Source organism: Aeromonas sp. D3 (assembly GCF_027705025.1).
GTDB lineage: Bacteria > Pseudomonadota > Gammaproteobacteria > Enterobacterales > Aeromonadaceae > Aeromonas > Aeromonas salmonicida.
Window position 1 is genome coordinate 104753 of the sequence record NZ_JAPDBE010000007.1, and the last position, 23603, is coordinate 128355.

Genomic DNA, 23603 nt, shown 5'->3' on the forward strand with positions numbered 1-23603 from the left:
TTTAATCTAACTAATTAATTTGTAAAGTTTTTGACCAACACATCCAGTCGGTGTTGATCAATCTGAGCGGAACATCACGAAATTGGAAAGTGAATCAGTTCTTGGCCCATTTAATGGCGTCGTGTTTCCAATCCTACGATCATGTCTGTCAATCAATCTTCTGACTAATTGGTCACTCATAATGGTTGCCGAGTGATTGCTAAAGTCCTTTCATCTAATGCAACGAGGTGAGAGATGGATACACAGGGCTGGCTCAATCAGATACTGGGGGCACTGGATAGGCCGATGCCCGGCAAGAGAGCTCGGGTGGCGTTGCCGACAAGGGGGGCCTGCCGTGAAGAAGGGCAGCACCGGCAGGTATTCGATGCCACCGGCAGGGCAGTCGCCCTGTGGCCACTGCTGGCCAAGGGCGGGGAGGGGAGTGTCTATCCGCTGGCAGGCAGGCCCAATGTGCTGGTAAAGATCTACCACCCGGCCAAGCTGGCGCAAACGGGGATCAGGTTGAAAGCGAAGATAGAGGCGGCGATCATCTTGCGCCAGCGCATTCCCGAGCTGAGCCAGTTACCGCTCGCCTGGCCCCAGTTAGCGGTGTTTGATGGCCAGGGGAACTGGTTGGGGTATGCCATGCGATGGGCGCAGGGGCGGCCCATCCGTGGTTTTCGCAATCCGGCACTGGTGCGTCGCGACTTTCCCGGTCTGGGGCGTGCCCTGCTGGCCACTGCGTTGTGCGATCTGATAGAGACAGTAAAGGTGCTGCATCGTCATCAGATCTGTTTGGGGGATATCAATCTGGACAATTTTTTGCTGGATATGGCCAATGGTCGCTTCTGGCTGATCGATTGTGACAGTTTTCAACTGACACTGGATAACACCCGTTACCCCTGTCCGGTGGGGCAGGAGAGCATGATCTCCCCGGAACATCAGGGTCAGGATCTCGCCTCGGTGCAGCGTACACCAGAGAGCGACACCTTCTCGCTCACCGTGCTGGTGTTTATGGTGCTGATGAGCGGGCGTCACCCCTTCGAACATGTGGGGGGGAGCCGGGTGGCCGGCAATATCCGTCAGAGCCACTTCCCCTATGGCCAGTCGATCCGGCCCGGCAGTCAGGGGGCTGTGCCGCTGGGTCCTTGGTATAACTGGTGGAGCCATCTCACCTACCAGCTCAAAACCATCTTTTTGCAGACCTTCGGTGTTGGCGTGACCCAACCGGCCGAGCGGGTTCCCCTGACAGAGCTGGCGACCCGGTTGCGACAGTATGGCTGGAGCATCCATCAGGGCCATCTCAGCGATGAACTGTGGCCGGTGCAGGCCAAGGTGGCCAGCCTGCCCCACGCTAAATAGCCGCAGGATAACAAAACGACCCGCCCGGTGATCACCGGGTGGGGCGTTTTGCTTTTGCCAATCAGCCAATCCCTTTAGTCAGGGCGTGGTCCAGTAGGACCTGAGCTTCCTGCCGCAACTGAACACCAACTATCGGTCTTAATCCCTTTAGCCAGGGCGTAGTCCAGTAGGACAGCACCTGACCCAGGATACCTTCAAGATGACCGGGTCTTAATCCCTTTAGTCAGGGTGTAGTCCAGTAGGACGTAGTTGTCATGTTGGTGATGAACCAAACAAAGGGTCTTAATCCCTTTAGTCAGGGTGTAGTCCAGTAGGACCCGAAACAGTTTATAACTCATTGTTTTTATTGATGCAACTTATCCACTGCAGTGAATAGGTCTTGGGATAAAAAACGTCATTTAAGCATATTTCAGACCAGGATTATGATATGCGTTATTAACGTATTAATTTAATAGGACATTTAAATTCACCTATTTTTTAAAGTAGTGGAATGTTATCCAAGAATCTTTTGTGTTGACAATTCGGTTTCGTTTGTGGTGTTTGGCTCGTTTTCTTACCAGTTGGTGTTAATCCGTTTCCCTTTGAACGCTGCCATTATCTCTTCCGTCAGCCAATCCGGCTTTGTCACAGGAGAGAAGACGATGGAACTTGCCCATCTCGAGCAGAGTCTGCTCACCAATCCCGCCCCGCGTTGCCCCTGTATGTTGCTGCTCGACACCTCCGGGTCGATGCAAGGACGCCCTATTGCCGAGCTGGGGGATGGGGTCGGGCAATTTATCGCCGAGCTGCAGGGTGATGAGGTGGTCGCCAGTTCGGTGGAGCTGGGGATTATCAGCTTTGGGGGCCAGGTACAGGAGCTTCAGCCATTGGCCTCGGTCGCCGAATTCGATTCGCGCCCGGCTCTGGTGACTGATGGAGTGACGCCACTGGGAGAGGCGATTGCCCTCGGCATCGAGCGATTGGCGCAGCGCAAGCAGGCTTATCAACAGGCGGGGGTGAGCTATTACCAGCCGTGGATGGTGATCATGAGTGACGGGGTGCCCACTGACAGTGGTTAGCCGGTACGGGCGGCTGAGCTCAGGGCGCTGGCCCAGGCGAAGAAGATGGTGGTGCTCTGTGTTGCCATCGGTGCCGAGGCGGATATCGGTGAGCTGTCGCGTTGCGCCCTGTTGCCACCCAAGCGTTTGGCCAGATTGCGCTTTACCGAGTTTTTTATGTGGCTCTCCCAAAGCATGCAGCGGGTGAGCGCATCTATCCCCGGTGACAAGGTGCAACTGCCAGCCACCTCAGGCTGGGACAGTATCGATGTGTAACAGGAGACCGGTAGAGAACGCTTTGCATGGGGCGCAAGCCCCCCATTTAGCCATCGAGGAGCCTGTTATGACGGTGGTGTCTTATTATCATCCCCTGCTGGCTCAGCTGCCTCGTTATCTTGAGTAGTTGTCAACAGCGCCGCTGGGACTCTCGGATTGGCATGGGGTGGCTAGCCAGGCGGTGGGTTACCGCCATCTGCAGCATGGTTTTCCCTGTCAGGATCATGGGGTTATCCACTGTCAGGGACGGCCGTTGCTGGTACTGTGCGACGGGGCAGGATCGGTCCCGTGCGCCGAGTTGGGGGCCCGGGCGTTAAGCGAGGGAGTAAGGAGGCTGCTGATCTCGCTGGAGCCTTGTTTGGCCAAGTGGCTTGATGAGGAAGAACAGCCTGCTGAGCTGGCGCAACTTGCCATGTTGTTGGTACGGCATGCCAAGGGGATCAATGCCGATCTGGCCGCAGCCGGTCGGCGCAGTGGCGATGATTTTCGTGCCACCTTGCTGTTAGCAGTAGCAGGCAAACACACCCTGTTCTGGCTGCAAGTTGGCGATGGCCTGTTGGCATTACGGGAGCGGGGTTACGCTGAAGCGTCCTGGCGTCAGCTGGGCCAGGCGAACAAGGGGGAGTTTGCCAATCAGACTGCGTTCATCGATCCGCAGTTGGGTTTTGCCCAAGTCAGTTGGGGAGTGGTGCCAGCAGGCAGGGTAGAGGCGGTTGTCGCGATGAGTGACGGGGCTGCCGAACGGCTCTATAGCTGCGCAGAGAGACGTTTTGCCCCCATGCTCGATCAGTGGGTTGAGCAGAAGGTGGCTGAACGCGAACTCTATGAGTGCCTTAGTCAGAGCGAACTATGGCGACGCACTACGGGAGATGACAAGTCGGTGGCCTTGCTGGTTGCCCCGGGTGTTAAGACCGTCTGATAGACCAGCTTGCTTTTGCTGCGATGGGGAAGAGACAAGCGCTGTTTTTCCCTGGTGGCGGGACGCGCTTTATCGCCGAGCTCTGTTGCAGTTTCCAGGCATCTTGATGAGCCAACCTTGCTTCATTATCAATCATCACTGGAGTGTCATGTCATTGACGCCGGGATCGGATCAGCTGGCTATGCCCCTGATCAGGGGGATCTATTATCTGCTGTCAGCCGAGCGAGTCACTGAGCTGACCTCTGTGCTTGGCAAGGAGGTGTCTCGTCAAGAGTGTGAGAGATCACCGCTGGCGGTCGTGACGGCATTGGCCATCCATATCGAGCAACATCGGCTGGACTGCACGTCACAGCCCATCTACTTGGGGCGTGAGCAACTGATGGCGGGTGCTGCCGACTTGCTGGGAGAAGGTGCCCGTTTTGAAGATCAGGATGCGTTTCGCCTGTTGGCGCTGTTGCTCGACAAATTACTGCGGGGAGGGCGGGGCAGTCGTCAGGCCAAGCTGGATGGACTCACACCGAGCGTCATGGAGCTAAGGGCACTGGCAGTCACATCTCCAAATAGCGGCGCCGTGGTGCGGGGCAGCTGGCGGCGCAAGTCACGCAATCAGCTGGGCCATGCCAGCTGGCTGGATGTGGTAGAAGCGGCCCTCTGGTGCTTCTGGCATGGGGACGATCCGGCAAGCGGCGAGGTATTGCTCGGCGTATTGCTGGGCCGGGATGAGCGAGTGCGCTTGGTTTATGGTCTGCTAGTTGGTGCTTTCTACATGGATGAGCCCTGCAGGCCAGGATGAGGTTGTTTTAATTCTGCAGCAACTAATTGAAACATAATAGTAAAATGAACTTCTGCAGTTTATGCCCACGAACTTCTGCATGTGGTGTTTCAAATATGAAACAGCTGGACGGGTCTGGCTTGGCTCTATTACGGCAAAAACGGATGAAATCCTGTCGGTTAAGTTGCTCAGTCGAAGAGTGTTACTATCTGTAGCAATGCCCCTCAAATTTCACCACGTCCCAATTGTGTACCACTCTCATCAGCGTTAGAGCCATAAACCTTTATAAATCAGGCCACTAAAAAAGACATATTGCAAAACGTGGAAGTAGAAGGTGGGCTCAATGCCGGATTGTGCTGTTTTGCTCATAAGTTCCGAGATAGGGTGTCCGGGATGGCGACGACGCCAAAGTACCTGGGTGAGCGGTGCCCTGCACCACAATTGCCTGCATGGTAAACCATAGCGCAGGCAGAACGAAGGGCAGCTCGTCTGGCTGCTGGTTTAATGAACGCTCAAGGGCGTCGGATCAAGGGGCCGGCATGATCGCGGATTGCATGGTGAAACATCGCACGCTCAGGTGGCTCATCGGGATGCCCCAGAGCGACCGGCATCAGGGTATGCAGATCCAGCAGGGTGAAGTAACCGCCTTCATCGGGATACCAGCCGCCGGTGTCTATGTAGTACACATTGCCAAGGCTGAGCGGGATGCTCACCGGGGTGTGGCCCACCACCAGGGCAACGAGATCCTCGATACCGCTCTCGTCCAGCCGCTCGATGCGGCGCCTTGACCAGAGGCTGACGTTCTTGATGGCCCGAAGTTTCCCGCCGCTCACCCCCGCATCCAGTGTGTCCAGCAGCCCCTGCCAGGAGGAGAAGGGGCAATCGGCGTGGAGCAGCCCGACCGGGCCGGCCGGAGTGGCCACTTCGATGGCGATAGGCAGGGTGCGGTAGTGGGCGGCGAATGCCTCCTGCTCGCCCGGGGTCAGTTGCTGAAACCAGCCGCCGCCGTTCTGGATCCAGTTTGCCCGATCGCAGCTCTCGTAGCGGCAGACGTAGTCGTCGTGATTGCCACAGACAGGGTGAAACCAGGGCTTGGCCAGCCACTCGAGCACCTGGGGACAGTCGGGGCCGCGATCCGTCAGATCCCCCACTGAGAAGAGGCGATCCCGAGCGGGGTCGAATCCCGCCTGGTCCAGCGCCCCTTGCAGCCGTGAAAAGTAGCCGTGGATATCGCCGACGGCGAGATCCCGCCCCAGAGGATTGCGGGAGAAGCGTCTGATCAGCGGGGATGGGTTCATGGCTTGCCTCCTTGTCTGGTGTGACCGGCTCGCGGCGCCACCAGATGGCCGATGGGGGATCCGGGGCTCGTGGATAAGTGCAGCATGGCATGCTCTGCCTCCTCATAGTAGAGGCGGGTGGGGGAGGCTCTCCCCGTCGAGGTGGCAGGCGGCCCGCATAAAGGAAGGCGATTTGCCGCCTTGCCGGCAGAACCCGGGTAAAAGAATGCCAGTCGGAGCTGACTGGCATGGCAGGTATGATCTGATGGATGCCTGGCGTCGGGATCAGAGCAGATCGTCGAGCTGGTACTTCTTGAGCAGCTGATCGAAGGTGCCATCGGCCTTGACGCTCTCGATGGCGGCATCGAACTGGCTCTTGAGCTTGTCATCGTTTTTACGCAGGGCGACCGCTACCCCTTCCCCGAGGATCTTGTCCTGGGTGCCGTTGAACTGTGGGCCTACGAAGGCGAACTGCTTGCCCATCTCCTTGTCGAGGAAACCGACCTTCAACTGCACCATGTTGCCGAAGGTGTAGTCGGCGCGGCTGGACTGCAGATCCAGCATGGGGGACTGGGCGTTGACGTAGCGCTTGATCTTGGCCACGTCGCCGTAGCGTGCGGTGATGAAGTTGTCCTGGGGCGTGCCCTCCTGCACTGCTATCACCTTGCCCTTGAAGTGCTCAGGGGTGTCGGCAAAGTCGGCCGCCTTGTCGCTGCGTCCCACGAAGCGGTTCTGCATCATGTAGTAGACCTGGCTGAAGGCGACCTTCTGACGCCGCTCGTCCGTGATGTTCATGGAGGACATGATGGCGTCGTACTTGCGCACCTGCAGGCCGGGGAGCAGGGCATCCCAGGGCTGGTTGATCGCCTCGCACTCCGTCTTCATGGCCTCGCACAGGGCATAGGCCAGATCCACTTCGAAGCCGCCGAGCTTGCCGCTGCTGTCGACCATTTCGAAGGGAGGGTAGGTGGCGTTGGTGGCGATCACCAGGGGTTTGGCGGCGGCCTGGCCTGCGGTGGCCAGGGCCACCAGCATCATCAGTGTGTTGAGTTTCATGGTCAGTCCCTTGCGGTTGTTGCGTTTGTGGCGTCATGCCGATGGTCGTGAAGGATGCCTGCCTCAAGGGCCGACGGCTATCCTGCGATGGGTGAGGGCCGGCAGCTGGCTGCGTACCTTGCGCTGGGCCGCCAGATCCAGGGTGGCGATGGCCATGCCCTGACCCTCCTCTACCTGGGCCAGCACCCGGCCCCAGGGATCGATGATCATGCTGTGGCCGAAGGTGCGGCGCCCGCCGGGGTGCTCACCTCCTTGGGCTGAGGCAAGCACGAAGGCCAGATTCTCCACCGCCCGGGCCCGCAGCAACAGCTCCCAGTGCGCCAGCCCGGTGGTATGGGTGAAGGCCGCGAGCAGGGCGATGAAATCGGGGGCAGGGCTCAGGCGAAATAGCTCGGGAAAGCGCAAGTCGTAGCAGATCCCGACGCGCAGCACGCCCCAGGGCAGGGGATGACTCACCACCTCCCGGCCCGGGCTCATGGTCGCGGCCTCGTCATACTGCTCCTGCCCGGTGCAAAAGCCAAACAGGTGCAGCTTGTCATAGCGGCTGGCCAACTGCCCTTTCGGGTCGATGAGCAGGCTGCTGTTGTGCATCTTGCCGGGCTCATCGCTTTCAAGGGGCAGGGTGCCTGCCAGGATCCAGAGGTGAAGCTCCCGGGCCAACCCCTGGGTCCAGGCCAGCAGGGGGTGATCCGTGACGGGGGCGGCCAGGGCAACCCGTGCCCGCTCGTCGGCAGGCATCAGGTAGAAGTACTCGGGCAGCAGGGCAAACTCGGCCCCCTCGGCCGCGGCCTGACGCAGCAGGGCCTCGGCCTGGGCCAGGTTGCTGGCAAGATCGTCCCCGGACACCATCTGCAGGACGGCAACGCGCACTGAATCCATGGTGCCTCCTAGACGCCGCACAGGCGCTCGGCGCCCGCCAGCAGGGTGTCCTCATCCTTGGAGAAGGAGAGGCGGATGACCCGTTGATCCGTGCCGTCGTGATAAAAGGCGGAGACGGGAATGGTGGCGACCCCGTGATCGCGGATAAGGCGCTGCACGAAGAGGCTGTCTGGCTCGTCGCTTATCCGCTCGTAGCTCGCCAGTATAAAGAAGCTGCCCGCCGAGGGGAGCAGGGTAAAGCGCGAATCCCCCAGGGCCGAGACCAGCAGGTCCCGCTTGTGCTGGTAGAAGGCTGCCAATCCCTGGTAGTGGGCCGGTTGCTGCAACAGGTGGGCGAAGCCGTACTGCATGGGGGTGTCGGCGGCGAACATGGCGAACTGGTGCACCTTGCGGATCTCCTCCATCAGGGGGCGGGGCGCCACGCAGTAACCCACCCGCCAGCCGGTGACGTGGAAGGTCTTGCCGAAGGAGAAAACGGCGACGGAGCGCTCCACCAGCTCCGGATAGCGGATCACGCTCTGGTGCAGGGCGCCGTCGAACACCACGTGCTCGTACACCTCGTCCGAGAGGATCAGGATGTCGGTGCCGCGCACCAGGCGGGCCAGGTGCTCCTGATCCCCTGCCTGCCAGACGGTGCCGGTGGGGTTGTGGGGGGTGTTGAGCACTATCATGCGGGTGCGGGGCGTGATGCGGGCCGCGACCTCGTCCCAGGGGATGGCAAAGCTCGGCGCCTTGAGGGCGATCACCACGGGGGTAGCGCCTTGCAGCTGGATCATGGGGCGGTAGCTGTCAAATGCCGGCTCGAACATGATCACTTCGTCCCCCGGGTGCACCAGGGCGGTGATGGCGCAGAACAGGGCCTCGCTGGCGCTGGCGGTGATGGTGACTTCCTCGCCGGCATCATAGTGGTGGCCATAGCTGGCCGCTATCTTGGCCGCCAGTTGCTCGCGCAGGGCGGGCAGCCCCGTCATGGGGGCATACTGGTTCTCCCCGGCCAGCATGGCCTCGTGGGTCACCCGGATGAGCTCGGGATCGCAGGGGAAGCTCGGCGCCCCCTGGGAGAGGTTGATGCTGGGATGGCGGGCGGCCAGATCCCCGATCACGCTGAAGATGGTGGTGCCCACCTGGGGCAGTTTGCTGACAATGCGGGGGGAAGACATGACGTCGTCACCTGAGTGTTTGAAAGATGTCCCTTTTTAGTCCTCGCTCTATTGCCGGACAACGGATTATTCGGCATGTTATGCATGAGTTTTTCTCAAGCATGGAGGCTTGTATGTTGTCCACCCAACCCCGCAGCCAATTGCCCCTGTATGGCTTGCAGGTTTTCGAGTGTTCTGCCCGCCATCTGAGTTTCACCCTGGCCGCTGACGAGCTGTGCGTGAGCCAGGGGGCTGTGAGCAAGCAGATTGCCCAGCTGGAGGCCCGCCTCGGCCACCTGCTCTTCGTACGAGGTACCCGTTGCCTGGCCCTGACCCCGGCCGCGGAGCGGCTGCTGCCCTTCGTCCGTGATGGGTTGGCTCGCATAGGGGAGGGGCTCTGTGCCCTGCAAACCCTGCCCCACGAGCAGGCCATCAGCATCAAGGTCCCTTCCTGCGCCAGCCGCTGGTTGCTGCGACGGTTGCAGGACTTAGAGGGGGAGGCAGTCGAAGTGCGCGGCAGCCACAGCCATGGCATCGACTTTTCCCGCGAGCCCTTCGATCTCGCCATTGTCTATCAATCCTGTCAGGCCAGGTACCCCCACAGCCAGCCGCTGTTTCAAGAGCAGCTGACCCCGGTCTGTGCCCCCGCCTTTGCCGCCAAGCACCGTTTGTTCGAGCGCACTATCGAGGAGCTGCCCCAACTGCCCCTGCTCCATGCCAGCGCGGATCGGCGGGATTGGCGCAACTGGTTTGCCGCCTTCATCGCCACCCCCTGGCAGCCCCAGGGAGGTCAGCTGTTCGATACCCTGGACTTGGCGATGAATGCCGCCTTGCAGGGATTCGGCCTCTCCCTCGGGGATCCCACCATAGTGGCCGAGGAGCTGGAGAGCGGCGTGCTGGTAGCCCCCTTTGCCCCGGTGCTCAGCACGGATCACGAGTATGCCCTGGTTGCCCGTCCCAACAGCCAGCGCCAGGGAGTGCAGCGGGTCTGTCACTGGCTGCTGGAGAGCCGCGACCATCCCTGATCGCCGTCAGTTCCTTCCCTGACAGGGTGACATCTGTCTGCCCCACCACCATGACAACAGCCCCGCCAGCGGGGCTGTTGTCATGGTGGTGGCCGCTGGCCGATTAAGGGATCAGTGGCAGATCTTGTAGTAGACCTCGTTCCAGCGCAGGGTCTCCTTGAGCGCGGGGATGCGGGTGTGCTCGTCAATCACCACGAACTCTATGCCCATGATGTCGGCGAAGGTGCGCAGCTGCTCTATGTCTACCGACTGGGTGAACACCGAGTGGTGGGCGGCGCCCGCCAGGATCCAGGCCTCGGCGCTGGTCTGAAGGCTCGGCAGGGGCTTCCACAGGGCGCTCGCCACCGGCAATTTCGGCATGGCCTCTGGCAAGTCCACCACCTCCAGCTGATTGACCACCAGCCGGAAGCGGTTGCCCATGTCGATGAGGCTGGCGTTGACCGCCTTGCCGGCTGGTGCAGCGAACAGCAGACGGGCAGGGTCGGCCTTCTTGCCGATCCCCAGATGCTGGGCATCCAGAACGGGTTTGTCGGCGGCGATGGAGGGGCACACCTCCAGCATGTGGGATCCCAGTACCAGGTTGTTGCCCGCCTCCAGGTGGTAGGTGTAGTCCTCCATGAAGGAGGTGCCACCCGCAAGGCCTGTCCCCATCACCTTGATGGTGCGCAGCAGGGCCGCGGTCTTCCAGTCCCCTTCGGCCCCGAAGCCGAAGCCTTGCTGCATCAGGCGCTGGCAGGCCAGCCCCGGCAGCTGGTGCAGGCCGTAGAGATCCTCGAAGGTGGTGGTGAAGGCGCCAAAACCGCCCTCGGTGAGGAATTTCTTCATCCCCAACTCCTGGCGCGCCGCCTCGTAGAGCGATGCGCGCAGCGGCCCACCTGCCTGCACCGCCTCGGTCAGGGTATAGCTCTGTTCGTACTCGGCCAGCAGCGCCTCGATATCGGCGGCGGGCACGGCGTCGATGACCTTTACCAGATCGCCGACCGGGTGGTAGTTGACCTGATAGCCGAACTGGATCTGGGCTTCAATCTTGTCGCCTTCGGTGACGGCCACGTTACGCATGTTGTCGCCAAAGCGGGCGATTTTCATGTGGCGGCTGTCGTGAATGGCGGCGGCGATGCGCATCCAGTTGCCGATCTTGCTCCTGACTTCCTCATCCTGCCAGTGGCCGACCACCACTGTGCGTGGCAGTCTCAGGCGGGCCCCCATGAAACCTAACTCTCGCCCGCCGTGGGCGGTCTGGTTCAGGTTCATGAAGTCCATATCGATCTCGCTCCAGGGCAGATCCCGGTTGAACTGGGTGTGAAATTGCAGCAGAGGCTTTTGCAGCTGACAGAGGGCCGGGATCCACATCTTGGCGGGGGAGAAGGTGTGCATCCACACCATGAGCCCGACGCATTGCTCGCTGTGGTTTGCATCGCGAGCGACGCTGCTTATTTCATCGAGGGTAGTGCCTGTGGGCTTGAGCACTATCTTGATGGGCAGCCCGGCCCCCTCGTTGAGCTGGCTGGTCATGGTATGGGCATGATCGGCGACCTGCTTCAAGGTGGTCGCGCCATACAGGTGCTGGCTGCCGACCAGAAACCACACTTCCAACTGTTTCATAAATTCCATGATCTTGTCCTCTTGATTGATTAAGTCTCGGTCTGGCCGTAATAGGCGTGCTTGCCATGTTTGCGCTGGTAGTGTTTCTCCAGCAGGTAGTCTGGCAGGGCGTGCGCCTGCGGGTTTATCTGGCCGGTGAGCCACGCCATGCGCGCCACCTCTTCCAGCACCACGGCGTTGTGCACCGCATCATCCGCATCCTTGCCCCAGCTGAAGGGGCCGTGGTTGGCCACCAGCACCCCCGGCATGGTGAGAATGGGGGTCTGTTTGAGGGTCTCGACGATGAGATGACCGGTCAGCCCCTCGTAATCCTCTTCGACCTCCCTCGGGGTGAGCAGACGGGAGCAGGGGATCTCGCCGTTGAAATAGTCGGCCTGGGTGGTGCCAAAAATCGGGATGGCGCGGCACGCCTGGGCCCAGGCGGTGGCGTGGGTGGAGTGGGTGTGCACCACGCCGCCGAGTTCAGGGTATGTGCGATAGAGCACCAGATGGGTGGCGGTGTCGGAAGAGGGCCGCAAGGATCCTTCCACCAGCTTGCCCGCGAGATCCAGCACCACCAGGTCCTCAAGCTGCATCTTGTTGTAACTGACGCCGCTCGGTTTGATGACCACCAGACCCCGCTCCCTGTCGATGCCGCTCACATTGCCCCAGGTGAAGGTCACCAGATGATGGCGCGGCAGATCCAGGTTGGCGGTCAGCACCTGCTCTTTGAGAGATTTGAGGTTCATGCCAGTGCTCCCTGGTTGTAGAGGGGCTCGGTGGCATGGCTCCATTGAAGGTAACGCTGATAGAGCCGCTCATATTCGGCGACCCGTTCAGGTTGTGGCTGGTGGGTGCGCTCCACGGCGCTCGCCATGTCCCGCTGGGCATCAGCCACATCGGCGTAGATACCGGCCGCCACGGCGGCAAAGATGGCCGCCCCCAGGGCGCAGCACTGATCCGATGCCACCACCTGGATGGGGCGATTCATCACGTCGGCGCAGGTCTGCATCACTGTGGTCGACTTGCGGGCTATGCCGCCGAGCGCGATCACCTGGTCCACCGGCACCTGTTGGCTAGTCATGCACTCCATGATGCTGCGGGCACCGAAAGCGGTGGAGGCCACCAGAGCGCCGAACAAGTCGGGCGCATCCGTGCCGAGGTTGAGGCCGGTGACAGTGCCCTGCAGGCGCTGGTTGGCGTAAGGGGTGCGGCGTCCGTTGAACCAGTCGAGCACCACCGGCAGGTGGGCCAGATCGCGTTGCTGATCCCAGGCGGCGGCCAGGCTCGGCAGCAGCTGCTGCTTGTGGGCCTCGATGGCGGTATAGAGCTCCGGATACTGGGCGGCGAGCCGGTCCAGCGGCCAGCTCAACTGGCGCTGATACCAGGCGTAGATGTCGCCGAACGCCGATTGTCCCGCCTCCAGTCCCACCCTGCCCGGCACCACGCTGCCATCCACCTGGCCGCAGATCCCGGCAATGGCACGCCCGCCAATGGTGGCTGCGTCCGCGATCAGGATGTCGCAGGTGGAGGTGCCTATCACCTTGACCAGCGCATTGTTGCCGGCCCCGGCCCCGACCGCGCCCATGTGGCAATCAAAGGCGCCGCCCGCTATCACCACCTCGCAGGAGAGGTGCAGCCGCTCTGCCCATTCGGGCGTCAGGGTACCGACCGGCAGATCGGCGGTCCAGCTGTCGGTAAAGAGTGGGAAGTCGAGATCCTGGGTCAGCAGCGGATCCAGCGCATTGAGAAAATCAGCTGCTGGCAGGCCGCCCCAGCTCGGGTGCCAGAGGGACTTGTGGCCGGCGGAGCAGCGCCCGCGCTTGATATTGGCAGGGGCCTGGGTGCCGCTCAGGATGGCGGGTACCCAGTCGCACAACTCGACCCAGTTGCAGGCGGCGGCGCGCACCGCAGCATCGCTGCGGGAGACGTGCAGTATCTTGGCCCAGAACCACTCGGAGGAGTAGATGCCGCCGATATAGCGGCTGTAGTCGGGGAACTGGCCGCCGTGGCAGAGCGCCGTGATGGCTTCTGCTTCCTCGATGGCGGTGTGATCTTTCCACAGCACGAACATGGCGTTCGGGTTGTCGGCAAACTCAGGAAGCAGGGCCAGCACCCGGCCCTCTTCGTCGATGGGGGCGGGCGTCGAGCCCGTACTGTCTACCCCTATGCCGCGCACGGCGGCGCGCTGGGCGTGAGAGAGCTGGCTCACCACCTGCACCACCGCCTGTTCCATGGACTCCAGATAGTCGAGGGGGTGGTGGCGGAACTGGTTGGTGACTGGCTGGCAGAAGTGGCCGGCTTGCCAGCGCGGGTAGTAGACGACATGGGTCGCGAGTTCAGCGCCGTCGTGGCAACGCACGGCGAGTGCCCTGACCGAATCGCTGCCGAAGTCGAGTCCGATGACGATGTGCTCGGACCTGGGGTGCTCAGACATATGTGCTCCTGACCATCAATGAAGGGGTAACAGGGAGGAACCATAGGAGATGCACAGAGCGGACGGTTAGCCATTGGCTGCTGGAAATATGGATTTAAACGCTGTCAGTGCAAGAGGGTGACGACCCTCTGGAATTTGATATGTGACAATTTTGCTAAATATATAGACAAAATGGCTGCAATTTCATGGCGTGATCCTGCTCTCCATTTTTTCATGTGAAAACGATTACAACTTGGTTCGCTCATCTAGCGACAACAATAACGTCATGTTTGAACGTGCTTTTATGCGGCTACGGAGTGAATCAACTGAACAGCCGCACTTCGTTGATACATGGATTGATAGAACAGTTGGAGACACTCGCATGAACAAAATAGTTAAAAGCATGATTGCAGTAGGGTTTGCCCTCGGTATAGCAAATTCTGCTTTCTCTGCGGAGGCATTGAAGTTGGGCTACCTGGTCAAGCAGCCGGAGGAACCCTGGTTCCAGACCGAATGGACCTTTGCCGACAAGGCCGGCAAGGATCTCGGTTTTGATGTCATCAAGATTGCCGTGCCCGATGGCGAGAAGACCCTCAATGCCATCGACAGCCTGGCGGCCAACGGCGCCAAGGGCTTTGTCATCTGCACTCCTGATCCCAAGCTGGGCTCGGCCATCATGGCCAAGGCCAACAGCATGGGGCTGAAAGTCATCACGGTGGACGATCAGTTCGTCAACGCCAAGGGCAAGCCCATGGAAAATGTGCCACTGGTGATGATGGCCGCCACCAAGATAGGGGAACGCCAGGGGCAGGAGCTCTACAAGGAGATGCAAAAACGCCAGTGGGACGTGAAGGCGACAGGGGTGCTTGCCATCACGGCCGATGAGCTGGATACCGCCCGTCGCCGGGTTGAGGGTTCTCTGAGCGCGCTCAAGGCCGCCGGTTTCCCCGATGCCCAGATCTATCGTGCGCCGACCAAGGCCAATGACATTCCGGGGGCACTGGACGCCGCCAACTCCATGCTGGTGCAGCATCCCGAAGTGAAGAACTGGCTCATCGTCGGCATGAATGACAACACTGTGCTCGGCGGCGTGCGCGCCACCGAAGGGCAGGGCTTCAAGGCCGGGAACGTCATCGGTATCGGCATCAATGGGGTGGATGCGGTGAACGAGCTGTCCAAGTCCAGCGCCACCGGTTTCCTCGGCTCTCTGCTGCCAAGCCCGGATGTGCACGGCTACAAGAGCATCCAGATGCTCCATGACTGGGTGGTCAATGACGTAGAGCCGGCCAAGTTCACCGAAGTGACCGACGTTGTGCTCATTACCCGTGACAACTTCAAGGTCGAGCTGCAGAAAAAAGGTCTGTGACAGGCGCGGTTTAACCCCTGACATCTCTACAGGCATGGCGCAAAACCGCCCATGCCTGTTACCTGGAGTAAACACATGGATCAGTCAGTTCCTTATCTGGAGTTTTGCGGCATCAGCAAGGAGTTTCCTGGCGTCAAGGCGCTGCAAAACGTCTCCTTTTCCTGTCACCGGGGCACAGTGCATGCGCTGATGGGCGAAAACGGCGCGGGCAAATCCACCCTGCTCAAGATACTGAGCGGCTTTCAGGCCCCCACCACAGGGGTGGTGAAGCTGGATGGCCAGGAGAGGGTGTTTCAAAACACGGTCGATGCGCTGGAGAGCGGGATCGCCATCATTTACCAAGAGTTGCACCTGGTCCCCGAGATGACCATCGCCGAGAACATCTATCTGGGTCAGCTGCCCACTCGGCACGGCGTCATCGATCGGGAAAAACTGTACCGGGATGCGACCAGACAGCTGGCGCGCCTCGGCATGGATGTGTCACCCGAGACGCCCCTCAAATACTTGTCGCTGGGCCAGTGGCAGATGGTGGAGATCGCCAAGGCTCTGACCCGGGATGCGCATATCATCGCCTTTGACGAGCCGACCAGCAGCTTGTCGTCCCGCGAGATAGAGCAGCTGTTTCGGGTCATTCGCCAGCTGCGCGATGAGGGCAAGGTCATCTTGTATGTCTCCCATCGTATGGACGAGATCTTCGAGTTGTGTGATGCCATCACCGTTTTCAAGGATGGCCAGTTTGTACGCACCTTTGACGCTATGGCGGAGGTCAGCCGGGATCTGCTGGTCAAGACCATGGTGGGACGCGAGCTGACGGATATCTATGGCTACAGCCCTCGTCCATTGGGGGAGCTTGGCTTGCAGGTCAGCAACCTGATGGGACCCGGCCTGAAGGCACCCATTTCGTTTGAAGTGAAACGCGGCGAGATCCTCGGCATTTTCGGTCTGGTGGGCGCCGGTCGCAGCGAGCTGATGAAGCTGATTTTTGGTGCCGACAAGATGGTGTCCGGCGAAATTTCGGTGTTCGGCAAGCCGGTACCCATCCGCAATCCCATCGATGCCATTCACAGCGGCATCATGCTCTGTACCGAGGACAGAAAGGCCCTTGGCATCATCCCCATCCACTCTGTGCAGGAAAACATCAATATCAGCGCCCGGCGCCACAAGGCATGGGGAGGCTTCTGGATCAACCAGAAATGGGAGGACGAGAACGCGAGGCTGCGGATCCGCGACATGCGGGTCAAGACCCCGTCCCCTCATCAGGCCATCATGAACCTCTCCGGCGGCAACCAGCAGAAGGCCATTCTGGGTCGCTGGCTCTCCGAAGACATGAAGGTCATCTTGCTCGACGAGCCGACCCGCGGCATCGACGTTGGGGCAAAAAATGAAATCTACAACGTGATTTACGATCTGGCCAAGGTAGGTATTGCCGTCGTGGTGGTCTCGAGCGAATTGCCGGAGGTACTGGGCATTGCGGATCGGATCATGGTCATGCGGGAAGGGGTGATCGCAGGGGAGCTTTCCCACCATGACGCCAATGAAATCAAGGCGCTGAACCTGGCCATGCCGGCCCGTTGATAACTCATGACAGCGATGTAACAGCATCCGGAATAATCAGGAGAAATACCATGACAACAACGACTTCTGTCGGTCAGGCCGCGACTGTCTCGGCGGCCACCGGCACCAGAGTGCAACTGGCTCGAGTGTGGGATCAATACGGGATGCTGGTGATCTTCGCCATCCTGTTCCTGCTGGCCTGCGTGCTGATCCCCAACTTTGCCAGCCTGATCAACATGCGTGGCTTGGGCCTTGCGGTCTCCATGTCCGGCATGGTGGCCTGCGGCATGCTGTTCTGCCTCGCCTCTGGTGAATTCGACATGTCGGTCGGCTCGGTCGTCGCCTGTTCCGGCGTGGCCTGCGCCGTGGGGATCAACGCCACCGAGAGCATCACTGTCGGCATCCTGGCCGGCATGTCGGTCGGCGTCCTGTTTGGCCTCATCAACGGCATAGTGGTGGCCAAGTTCAAGATCAATGCCCTGATCACCACGCTGGCAACCATGCAGATGGCGCGAGGGGTGGGCTACATCATCTCGGACGGCAAGGCGGTCGGCATAGTGGAGGAGGGCTTCTTCGAACTTGGCAGTTCAGCCCTGCTGGGGATCCCGACGCCTATCTGGCTGACGGCGCTGTGCTTCGTGCTGTTTGGCCTGCTGCTCAACAAGACCACCTTTGGCCGCAATACCCTGGCGATGGGGGGCAATGAAGAGGCCGCCCGGCTGGCGGGGGTCAACGTGGTGCGCACCAAGATCATCATCTTTACCATGACGGGGCTGATCGCCTCGATTGCGGGGATCATTCTCGCCTCCCGCATGACCTCCGGGCAGCCCATGACCTCCATCGGCTTCGAGCTGGTGGTCATCTCGGCCTGCGTGTTGGGAGGGGTCTCCATGAAGGGGGGCATAGGCAAGATCTCCTACATCATCGCCGGTGTGTTGATCCTGGGCTTGATGGAAAATGCGATGAATTTGCTCAACATATCCCCGTTCGCCCAGTACGTGGTGCGTGGCTTGATCCTGCTCGCCGCCGTCCTGTTCGACCGCTACAAGCAGGTGCGCAAGGCACGAGTCTGACCCTGGTTTTCTCACGCCATCTCAGGCCAGCATTTCGCTGGCCTTGTTGTCTGGTCCTCCCCCTGCGCGCAGCAGACCCGACTGTGAGCCAGTTCAATAAATTCACACTGCGCTGGCCGTCAGATAGCGTGTTCCCAAAGCGAGTCTCTACAATGGCCCATGCCGACTTTTTTACCCAAGCGCTTTTTTGTGCCATGCCATCAATGCAAAAAGAGAAGCCAAAACAACTCAATCCCCTGTTGCCCGGATATGCCTTCGATGTGTTTCTCGTCTCTGGCATGACCCCGATCGAGCAACACAGCCCGCTCGACTTCATCATCGACCGACCTGGTGGCATGAAGGGGTTCATCGTCAACTTGACCATCAAGGGCAAGGGGCAGATCTTTCAGGGTGATCAGGCGTTCACGGTGGAGCCAGGCGACTTGCTGCTCTTTCCGCCCGCGGCCGTGCACTATTACGGCAGGGCACCGGATGCCCGGGAGTGGTATCACCGCTGGGTCTATTTCCGGCCAAGAGCCTATTGGGCCGACTGGCTCAAGTGGCCGCGGGCGGTCGCCAATGTGGGGCGCCTGAATCTGGCAGACGGTCAATTGCTAGAGGAGTTTGATGCGCTGTTTCTCGATATCGAAGAGACCCACAAGCAGCTGAGGCCCATGTCGGAGCAACTGGCGATGAACCTGCTGGAGCGGCTGCTCATCCGCTGTTACGAGGCGTCCTCCCTGACGGAATATCCCGCCATTGATCACAGGGTTCACGAGGCGTGCCAGATCCTGAGCGACTCGCTTTCGGCTGAGATATCGGTCGAGGCGTTGGCCGAGCAGGTGTTTTTGTCTCCTTCGCGGCTGGCCCACCTGTTTCGCGAGCAAGTGGGGGTGAGCATAGTGCGTTGGCGCGAAGATCAGCGGATTATGCGGGCCAAGCTCCTGTTGCAGACCACGCCCATGTCGGTCGCCGCCATTGGCCAGCAGGTAGGCTATGACGATCAGCTCTACTTCTCACGGGTATTCAAGAAACGGGTTGGTGTCAGCCCGACCGAATATCGCAAATGGGCCACCCCGCTCTGACAGAGGGATTGCAGACAGGTGAAGCAAAGCACGGGCGAATTGCATCAGGACATCAGGTATTGGCCGCAAACAGGGACGTCACTGACGTCCCTGTTTGCTGACTGATCAGCGGGTTGGAAGGGATATCAGAGGATGCCGGCGCCTGCCGAGGGTTTGCTGATATAGATGCTGGGTTGCAACCCGCTGACCTGGGGATAGCGGGCATTGACCTGTTCACAGACTGTCGAGGTCAGTGCATGTGGCACCAGCGCCACAACGCAGCCACCGAAGCCGCCACCCGTCATTCTCACACCGCCGCGACTGCCGATGATCTCCTTGATGATGTCTACCAGGGCATCAATGGCGGGCACGGTAATGGCAAAATCATCCCGCATCGAGGCATGGGAGAGCGCCATCAGCTCCGCCATCATGATCATGTCTTCATTGGCCAGGGCATCGGCGGCGGCCAGGGTCCGCTCATTCTCGGAGATGACATGCCGTGCGCGGCGGGCGACGACGGGATCCAGCTCATCGGCTCGGGAGACAAACTGCGTCATGGTCAGATCGCGCAGCGCCTTGACGCCAAAATGGCGGGCCGCCTCTTCACATTGTGCCCGGCGGGCATTGTATTCACTGTCGACCAGTCCGCGGCGAACATTGGAGTTGATGATGACAACATCGATGCCAGCCGGAATACGGACGGGGCGAGTCCTCAGGCTGCGGCAGTCGATCAGCAGGGCGTGATCCTGCTGACCCAGAGCCGAGATGAACTGATCCATGATGCCGCAGTTGCAGCCGACGAACATGTTCTCTGCCAGTTGCCCATTGAGGGCGATATCGGCCTGACTGATGTCAAGGTGATTCATCTCCTTGAATACCTGCCCCACGGCCACTTCCAGAGAGGCGGAGGAGCTCAGGCCAGCGCCCTGCGGGACATTGCCACTGAGCACCAGATCGGCACCGGTCAGTTCGCAGCCCCGCAACAGCAGGTACTTGATGACTCCCCGTACATAGTTGGCCCACATGTATTCAGGGCGTGACGCTATGGGACGGCTCAAATCAAACTCATCCTGCTGATTGTTGTAGTCAGCGGCGATGACTCGCACCAGGCTGTCCTGACGGGGAGCCGCACTGATCACTGTCTGATAGTCAATGGCACAGGGGAGCACAAAACCGTCGTTGTAATCCGTGTGTTCACCGATCAGATTGACGCGACCTGGCGCCTGGATGGCGAGGGTCGGGTGGTAACCGTATTGGGTGTAAAACGTGGTATCAGTCACGCTGCGTGGTGATTCAATACTCATAACTCAACCTCAAACCTGTTCGCGAAAATGGACATCACTGACAGCACGCAGTCGTTCGGCCGCCTGCTCTGCCGTCAGATCACGCTGTGTTTCTGCCAGCATTTCATAGCCGACCATAAACTTGCGCACGCTCGCAGAGCGCAGCAGGGGCGGGTAGAAGTGGGCGTGCAACTGCCAGTGGTCGTTCTCTGCGCCATTGAAGGGGGCGCCATGCCAACCCATGGAATAGGGGAAAGAGCACTGGAACAAGTTGTCATAACGGCTGGTCAGTTTCTTGATCGCGAGCGCCAGGTCTGCCCGCTGTTGCGGGTTCAATGCGGGCAGGTGCGCCACCGAAAACTTGGGCAGCAGCAAGGTCTCGAACGGCCAGGCGGCCCAATAGGGCACGACCGCCAACCAGTGCTCCGTTTCAACCACGGTGCGACGGCCATCGGCTCGCTCGCGCTCGACATAATCGAGCAACATGGCGCGGCCATGTTTGGCAAGGTATTCCCGCTGGGCGTTGTCTTCTTTCACGGCTTCGTTGGGCAAGAAGCCGTTGGCCCAGATCTGTCCGTGGGGATGTGGATTGGAGCAACCCATCATGCTGCCCTTGTTTTCGAATACCTGGATCCAGGGATAATCATGTCCCAGCTCTGCGGTCTGCTCGCACCAGGTATTGACCACGGCGGTGAGTGCCGGGAGCGGCAGCTCGGGCAGTGTCTTGCTGTGATCCGGTGAGAAGCAGATCACCCGGCTGGTACCACGGGCACTCTCCAGCTGGAACAGGGGATCGTCACTGGCCGGTGCTGCCGGTGTGTCTGTCATCAGGGCGGCAAAGTCGTTGGTAAAGACGAAGGTCTCCTGATAATCCGGATTCTTGTCACCGGTGACGCGGGTATTGCCTGCGCAGAGGAAACAGTCAGGGTCGTGGGGGGCCCGCAGGGTACGATCCGGCTCATCCTGCTGACCCTGCCAGGGGCGTTTTGCCCTGTGGGGCGAGACGAGAACCCACTGCTGGATCAGCGGGTTATAACGACGATGCGGGTGATCGGTTGGTTCAAATTGCATGGATAAATGCTCCTCGTGCTGGCCACTCATAGGGTCGGATAGCCGTTCGGATTTTGTGATTGCCAGCGCCAGGTATCGGCGGTCATGTCATCAAGGGTGCGATGAGCTTGCCAGCCCAGTTCGGTGAGGGCCCGGCTGGGATCTGCCCAGCATTGAGCTATATCCCCCGTGCGCCGTGGCACTATTTCATAAGGCAGGTCACGGCCACAGGCCCGGGAGAAGGCGGCGTGTATGTCGAGAACGCTGTAGCCATGTCCTGTTCCCAGGTTGTAGACATGAACGCCCGACTGCCCGAGCTTGGTCTGCAAGGCCGCCACATGCCCGTCGGCCAGATCCATCACATGAATGTAATCGCGCACGCCAGTGCCATCCGGGGTGGGATAGTCATCCCCAAAAATGGCGAGTTTGTCACGGCGTCCTACCGCCACCTGGGCAATATAGGGCATCAGATTGTTGGGGATCCCCTGTGGGTCCTCACCCATCAAGCCACTGGGATGAGCGCCCACCGGATTGAAATAACGCAGCAGGGTCAATGACCAATCGGGCGCCGCATTGGCAAAGTCCTTGATGAGGCGTTCAACCATCAGCTTGCTCTGGCCATAAGGATTGGTGGCTTGCAGGGTTGGGCTCTCCTCTCGGACAGGCATGGCATCCGGCTCGCCGTAGACGGTGGCCGATGAGCTGAACAACAACGTCTTGACCCCGGCACGCAGCATCGCCTGCAACAAAACCAGAGTGCCGCTGACATTATTGTCATAGTATTCAAGGGGTTTTTGCACTGATTCCCCGACGGCCTTGAGCCCGGCGAAATGGATCACGGCATCAATCTGCTGTTCCGCGAACACCCGATCCAGCAAGCTGGCGTCACGCACATCCCCCCGATAGAGCACTGGGCGCTGTCCACTGAGAGTTTGGATACGTTCGAGAACACTTTCTTTGCTGTTGGCGAGGTTATCTAACAGTATGGGGGTCATACCGGCAGCGATAAGCTGCAGACAGGTATGACTTCCTATGTAACCAGTTCCACCGGTGACAAGGATTTTCAACATGTGGCGCTCCTTGGTGCTCATTCCTATTGGTTTTTGTTGTGTAACCGCTTTCCCTTATTGTGCTCTTGCCGGGAAGGGGAGGGAAGATGGCTGTGCATTTAATGTGATTTTTGTCACAAATGGTCTTCGGAAAGCTGGCTTGTCGGGATTTTGTGTATGTAAGCGAGTTACACTGCCGCCGACATGTATTGATAGGATGCTCCCGCTTTTTAGATGAAAGCCGTGTCAGGCATGGGAAATGCCGGTAGTATCTTGAACCCATGAAATAATGGTTTTTATTTGTACCGTTCACCGGAAAAGCTAATCCATGGCAACAATCAAAGATGTAGCACTCCTGTCTGGCGTATCTGTCGCCACAGTCTCACGTGTCATCAATAATTCTCCCAAGGCGAGTCAGGCATCCCGTGATGCTGTCTTCAAGGCGATGAATGAACTCAACTACCATCCCAACGCCAATGCGCGGGCCTTGGCCCATCAAAGCAACGAGACACTGGGGCTGGTTGTTGCAGATGTGTCCGACCCCTTCTTCGGCACCATGGTGAAAGCCGTAGAACAAGTGGCACAGTCGACGGGCAACTTCCTGCTCATCGGGAATGGCTATCACGATGCCGTCAAAGAAAAGCATGTGATAGAGCAATTAATTGGCCATCGCTGTTCGGGGCTGGTTGTGCATGCCAAAATGCTGCCGGATGAAGAGTTGATCCAGATGATGAGTTATGTCCCTGGCATGGTGCTGATCAATCGCATCGTCCCCGGGTACGAGTCCCGCTGTGTGGCGCTGGACGATCGTTATGGCTCCTGGTTGGCAACTCGTCATCTGATCCAGGAAGGGCACAAGAAGATAGGGTTTCTCTGCTCCAATCATCAGATCTCTGACTCACAAGATCGCTTGCAGGGTTACCTTGATGCGTTGCAAGAGCACGAGATAGCCGTCGATGAGCGCCTGATCTCCCGTGGCAGTCCGGATGAACTGGGCGGTGAGGCGGCGATGACTGAACTGCTGAGCCGAGGCCAGCATATGACGGCAGTGGTCTGCTATAACGACTCAATGGCAGCAGGGGCCTTGTCCGTGCTGAGCGACAATGGTATCGAGGTACCGCAGGAGCTATCACTGGTCGGATTTGATGATGTCCTGATTTCTCGTTATTTGCGCCCTCGCTTGACGACGGTGCGTTATCCCATCATCGCCATGGCCACCCAGGCTGCCGAGCTGGCGATCGCCTTGTCAAAAGGGGGACCCCTGCCCCAGACGACCCATATGTTTAGCCCTACTCTGGTTCGCCGTCATTCGGTCCGGAGTATTGACTGACATTCCCCTGATCCCCCGCTGTCGATAAGTCATCAGGCAAGGCCGTCAAGGCGCCTTGCCTTTTTTGTCTCTTCCTTGTCTGTGTCCTCTTCCTCTTGTTGCTGCGTATGGCTGTCCAGATGCAACAGCGCCATCAT

The 23603-nt window shown here is 59.5% G+C and carries 21 protein-coding genes; 11 read left to right on the forward strand and 10 right to left on the reverse strand.

Features of this window, described 5'->3' with window-relative positions; genetic code table 11:
• The first annotated feature begins 234 nt into the window (after positions 1–234).
• The 5 genes from OKC28_RS06790 to OKC28_RS06810 all read left to right on the forward strand — a co-directional run bounded on the left by OKC28_RS06790 (position 235) and on the right by OKC28_RS06810 (position 4366).
• Entirely contained in the window at positions 235–1341 is a 1107-nt protein-coding gene (locus OKC28_RS06790) for a hypothetical protein (protein WP_270688348.1), read from the forward strand.
• Between the two features lie 641 nt (positions 1342–1982).
• Positions 1983–2399 (forward strand): vWA domain-containing protein, encoded by a 417-nt coding sequence (locus tag OKC28_RS06795; protein ID WP_270688350.1) that lies wholly within the window; start codon positions 1983–1985, stop codon positions 2397–2399.
• A gap of 45 nt (positions 2400–2444) precedes the next feature.
• Positions 2445–2654 (forward strand): hypothetical protein, encoded by a 210-nt coding sequence (locus OKC28_RS06800; RefSeq protein WP_270688352.1) that lies wholly within the window; start codon positions 2445–2447, stop codon positions 2652–2654.
• A gap of 181 nt (positions 2655–2835) precedes the next feature.
• Positions 2836–3573 carry a PP2C family serine/threonine-protein phosphatase gene (locus OKC28_RS06805; protein ID WP_270688368.1) on the forward strand — a complete coding sequence of 246 codons (738 nt, stop codon included), beginning with the start codon at positions 2836–2838 and terminating at the stop codon, positions 3571–3573.
• A 148-nt stretch (positions 3574–3721) separates the two neighbouring features.
• Positions 3722–4366 carry an ADP-ribosylglycohydrolase gene (locus OKC28_RS06810; protein WP_270688355.1) on the forward strand — a complete coding sequence of 215 codons (645 nt, stop codon included), beginning with the start codon at positions 3722–3724 and terminating at the stop codon, positions 4364–4366.
• A 491-nt stretch (positions 4367–4857) separates the two neighbouring features.
• Here OKC28_RS06810 and OKC28_RS06815 read toward each other — a convergent pair whose 3' ends face one another.
• From OKC28_RS06815 to OKC28_RS06830, 4 genes are all read right to left on the reverse strand, one after another.
• Positions 4858–5643: a metallophosphoesterase gene (locus OKC28_RS06815; protein ID WP_256688205.1), complete on the reverse strand. Its 786-nt coding sequence runs from the start codon at positions 5641–5643 to the stop codon at positions 4858–4860.
• A 264-nt stretch (positions 5644–5907) separates the two neighbouring features.
• Complete coding sequence (locus tag OKC28_RS06820; RefSeq protein ID WP_256688206.1) at positions 5908–6678, reverse strand: ABC transporter substrate-binding protein; 771 nt, start codon at positions 6676–6678, stop codon at positions 5908–5910.
• 63 nt (positions 6679–6741) lie between these two features.
• Positions 6742–7557, reverse strand: coding sequence for a carbon-nitrogen hydrolase family protein (locus OKC28_RS06825; RefSeq protein ID WP_256688207.1), 816 nt, complete (start codon positions 7555–7557; stop codon positions 6742–6744).
• A gap of 8 nt (positions 7558–7565) precedes the next feature.
• Positions 7566–8717 carry a methionine aminotransferase gene (locus OKC28_RS06830; protein WP_256688208.1) on the reverse strand — a complete coding sequence of 384 codons (1152 nt, stop codon included), beginning with the start codon at positions 8715–8717 and terminating at the stop codon, positions 7566–7568.
• 113 nt (positions 8718–8830) lie between these two features.
• On the opposite strand from OKC28_RS06830, the gene OKC28_RS06835 reads away from it, so the two are divergent.
• Complete coding sequence (locus OKC28_RS06835) at positions 8831–9721, forward strand: LysR family transcriptional regulator (protein WP_256688209.1); 891 nt, start codon at positions 8831–8833, stop codon at positions 9719–9721.
• A 111-nt stretch (positions 9722–9832) separates the two neighbouring features.
• Here OKC28_RS06835 and araA read toward each other — a convergent pair whose 3' ends face one another.
• Genes araA through OKC28_RS06850 form a run of 3 tightly spaced genes read right to left on the reverse strand, consistent with a single transcriptional unit; the run spans position 9833 to position 13739 of the window.
• Entirely contained in the window at positions 9833–11332 is a 1500-nt protein-coding gene (araA, locus tag OKC28_RS06840) for an L-arabinose isomerase (protein ID WP_256688210.1), read from the reverse strand.
• A 20-nt stretch (positions 11333–11352) separates the two neighbouring features.
• A complete protein-coding gene (locus tag OKC28_RS06845; RefSeq protein ID WP_256688211.1) occupies positions 11353–12051 on the reverse strand; it encodes an L-ribulose-5-phosphate 4-epimerase in 699 nt (232 codons plus the stop codon).
• On the reverse strand, positions 12048–13739 hold the full coding sequence (locus tag OKC28_RS06850) for a ribulokinase (protein ID WP_256688212.1): 1692 nt from the start codon (positions 13737–13739) through the stop codon (positions 12048–12050). The genes OKC28_RS06845 and OKC28_RS06850 overlap by 4 nt, the downstream gene beginning before the upstream one ends.
• Positions 13740–14100: 361 nt before the next feature.
• On the opposite strand from OKC28_RS06850, the gene OKC28_RS06855 reads away from it, so the two are divergent.
• The 4 genes from OKC28_RS06855 to araC all read left to right on the forward strand — a co-directional run bounded on the left by OKC28_RS06855 (position 14101) and on the right by araC (position 18775).
• Positions 14101–15084, forward strand: a complete 984-nt coding sequence (locus tag OKC28_RS06855) for an arabinose ABC transporter substrate-binding protein (RefSeq protein ID WP_059169096.1) — start codon at positions 14101–14103, stop codon at positions 15082–15084.
• Between the two features lie 75 nt (positions 15085–15159).
• Positions 15160–16659 (forward strand): L-arabinose ABC transporter ATP-binding protein AraG, encoded by a 1500-nt coding sequence (gene araG / locus OKC28_RS06860; RefSeq protein WP_058394634.1) that lies wholly within the window; start codon positions 15160–15162, stop codon positions 16657–16659.
• 50 nt (positions 16660–16709) lie between these two features.
• Complete coding sequence (araH, locus tag OKC28_RS06865) at positions 16710–17711, forward strand: L-arabinose ABC transporter permease AraH (protein WP_017412388.1); 1002 nt, start codon at positions 16710–16712, stop codon at positions 17709–17711.
• 152 nt (positions 17712–17863) lie between these two features.
• Positions 17864–18775, forward strand: coding sequence for an arabinose operon transcriptional regulator AraC (gene araC, locus OKC28_RS06870; RefSeq protein ID WP_256688213.1), 912 nt, complete (start codon positions 17864–17866; stop codon positions 18773–18775).
• A 125-nt stretch (positions 18776–18900) separates the two neighbouring features.
• Here araC and galK read toward each other — a convergent pair whose 3' ends face one another.
• Genes galK through galE form a run of 3 tightly spaced genes read right to left on the reverse strand, consistent with a single transcriptional unit; the run spans position 18901 to position 22154 of the window.
• Positions 18901–20058, reverse strand: coding sequence for a galactokinase (galK, locus tag OKC28_RS06875; RefSeq protein WP_257978434.1), 1158 nt, complete (start codon positions 20056–20058; stop codon positions 18901–18903).
• Positions 20059–20067: 9 nt separating this feature from the next.
• Positions 20068–21108: a galactose-1-phosphate uridylyltransferase gene (gene galT, locus OKC28_RS06880; RefSeq protein ID WP_059112384.1), complete on the reverse strand. Its 1041-nt coding sequence runs from the start codon at positions 21106–21108 to the stop codon at positions 20068–20070.
• A gap of 26 nt (positions 21109–21134) precedes the next feature.
• Positions 21135–22154: a UDP-glucose 4-epimerase GalE gene (galE, locus tag OKC28_RS06885; RefSeq protein ID WP_219615789.1), complete on the reverse strand. Its 1020-nt coding sequence runs from the start codon at positions 22152–22154 to the stop codon at positions 21135–21137.
• Positions 22155–22464: 310 nt separating this feature from the next.
• Between galE and galR the strand changes: the two genes are divergently transcribed.
• Entirely contained in the window at positions 22465–23466 is a 1002-nt protein-coding gene (gene galR, locus OKC28_RS06890) for an HTH-type transcriptional regulator GalR (protein WP_005310836.1), read from the forward strand.
• Positions 23467–23603: the final 137 nt, after the last annotated feature.

What these genes read in the sequence shown, in the direction of transcription:
- OKC28_RS06855 (WP_059169096.1), top strand. Translation starts at nt 14,101, where the DNA reads ATGAACAAAATAGTTAAAAGCATGATTGCAGTAGGGTTTGCCCTCGGT.
- araH (WP_017412388.1), top strand. Translation starts at nt 16,710, where the DNA reads ATGACAACAACGACTTCTGTCGGTCAGGCCGCGACTGTCTCGGCGGCC.
- OKC28_RS06800 (WP_270688352.1), top strand. Translation starts at nt 2,445, where the DNA reads ATGGTGGTGCTCTGTGTTGCCATCGGTGCCGAGGCGGATATCGGTGAG.
- OKC28_RS06845 (WP_256688211.1), bottom strand. Translation starts at nt 12,051, where the DNA reads ATGAACCTCAAATCTCTCAAAGAGCAGGTGCTGACCGCCAACCTGGAT.
- OKC28_RS06790 (WP_270688348.1), top strand. Translation starts at nt 235, where the DNA reads ATGGATACACAGGGCTGGCTCAATCAGATACTGGGGGCACTGGATAGG.
- araA (WP_256688210.1), bottom strand. Translation starts at nt 11,332, where the DNA reads ATGGAATTTATGAAACAGTTGGAAGTGTGGTTTCTGGTCGGCAGCCAG.
- galR (WP_005310836.1), top strand. Translation starts at nt 22,465, where the DNA reads ATGGCAACAATCAAAGATGTAGCACTCCTGTCTGGCGTATCTGTCGCC.
- OKC28_RS06810 (WP_270688355.1), top strand. Translation starts at nt 3,722, where the DNA reads ATGTCATTGACGCCGGGATCGGATCAGCTGGCTATGCCCCTGATCAGG.
- OKC28_RS06815 (WP_256688205.1), bottom strand. Translation starts at nt 5,643, where the DNA reads ATGAACCCATCCCCGCTGATCAGACGCTTCTCCCGCAATCCTCTGGGG.
- OKC28_RS06820 (WP_256688206.1), bottom strand. Translation starts at nt 6,678, where the DNA reads ATGAAACTCAACACACTGATGATGCTGGTGGCCCTGGCCACCGCAGGC.
- OKC28_RS06825 (WP_256688207.1), bottom strand. Translation starts at nt 7,557, where the DNA reads ATGGATTCAGTGCGCGTTGCCGTCCTGCAGATGGTGTCCGGGGACGAT.
- araC (WP_256688213.1), top strand. Translation starts at nt 17,864, where the DNA reads ATGGCCCATGCCGACTTTTTTACCCAAGCGCTTTTTTGTGCCATGCCA.
- OKC28_RS06830 (WP_256688208.1), bottom strand. Translation starts at nt 8,717, where the DNA reads ATGTCTTCCCCCCGCATTGTCAGCAAACTGCCCCAGGTGGGCACCACC.
- araG (WP_058394634.1), top strand. Translation starts at nt 15,160, where the DNA reads ATGGATCAGTCAGTTCCTTATCTGGAGTTTTGCGGCATCAGCAAGGAG.
- galK (WP_257978434.1), bottom strand. Translation starts at nt 20,058, where the DNA reads ATGAGTATTGAATCACCACGCAGCGTGACTGATACCACGTTTTACACC.
- OKC28_RS06835 (WP_256688209.1), top strand. Translation starts at nt 8,831, where the DNA reads ATGTTGTCCACCCAACCCCGCAGCCAATTGCCCCTGTATGGCTTGCAG.
- OKC28_RS06795 (WP_270688350.1), top strand. Translation starts at nt 1,983, where the DNA reads ATGGAACTTGCCCATCTCGAGCAGAGTCTGCTCACCAATCCCGCCCCG.
- OKC28_RS06850 (WP_256688212.1), bottom strand. Translation starts at nt 13,739, where the DNA reads ATGTCTGAGCACCCCAGGTCCGAGCACATCGTCATCGGACTCGACTTC.
- galT (WP_059112384.1), bottom strand. Translation starts at nt 21,108, where the DNA reads ATGCAATTTGAACCAACCGATCACCCGCATCGTCGTTATAACCCGCTG.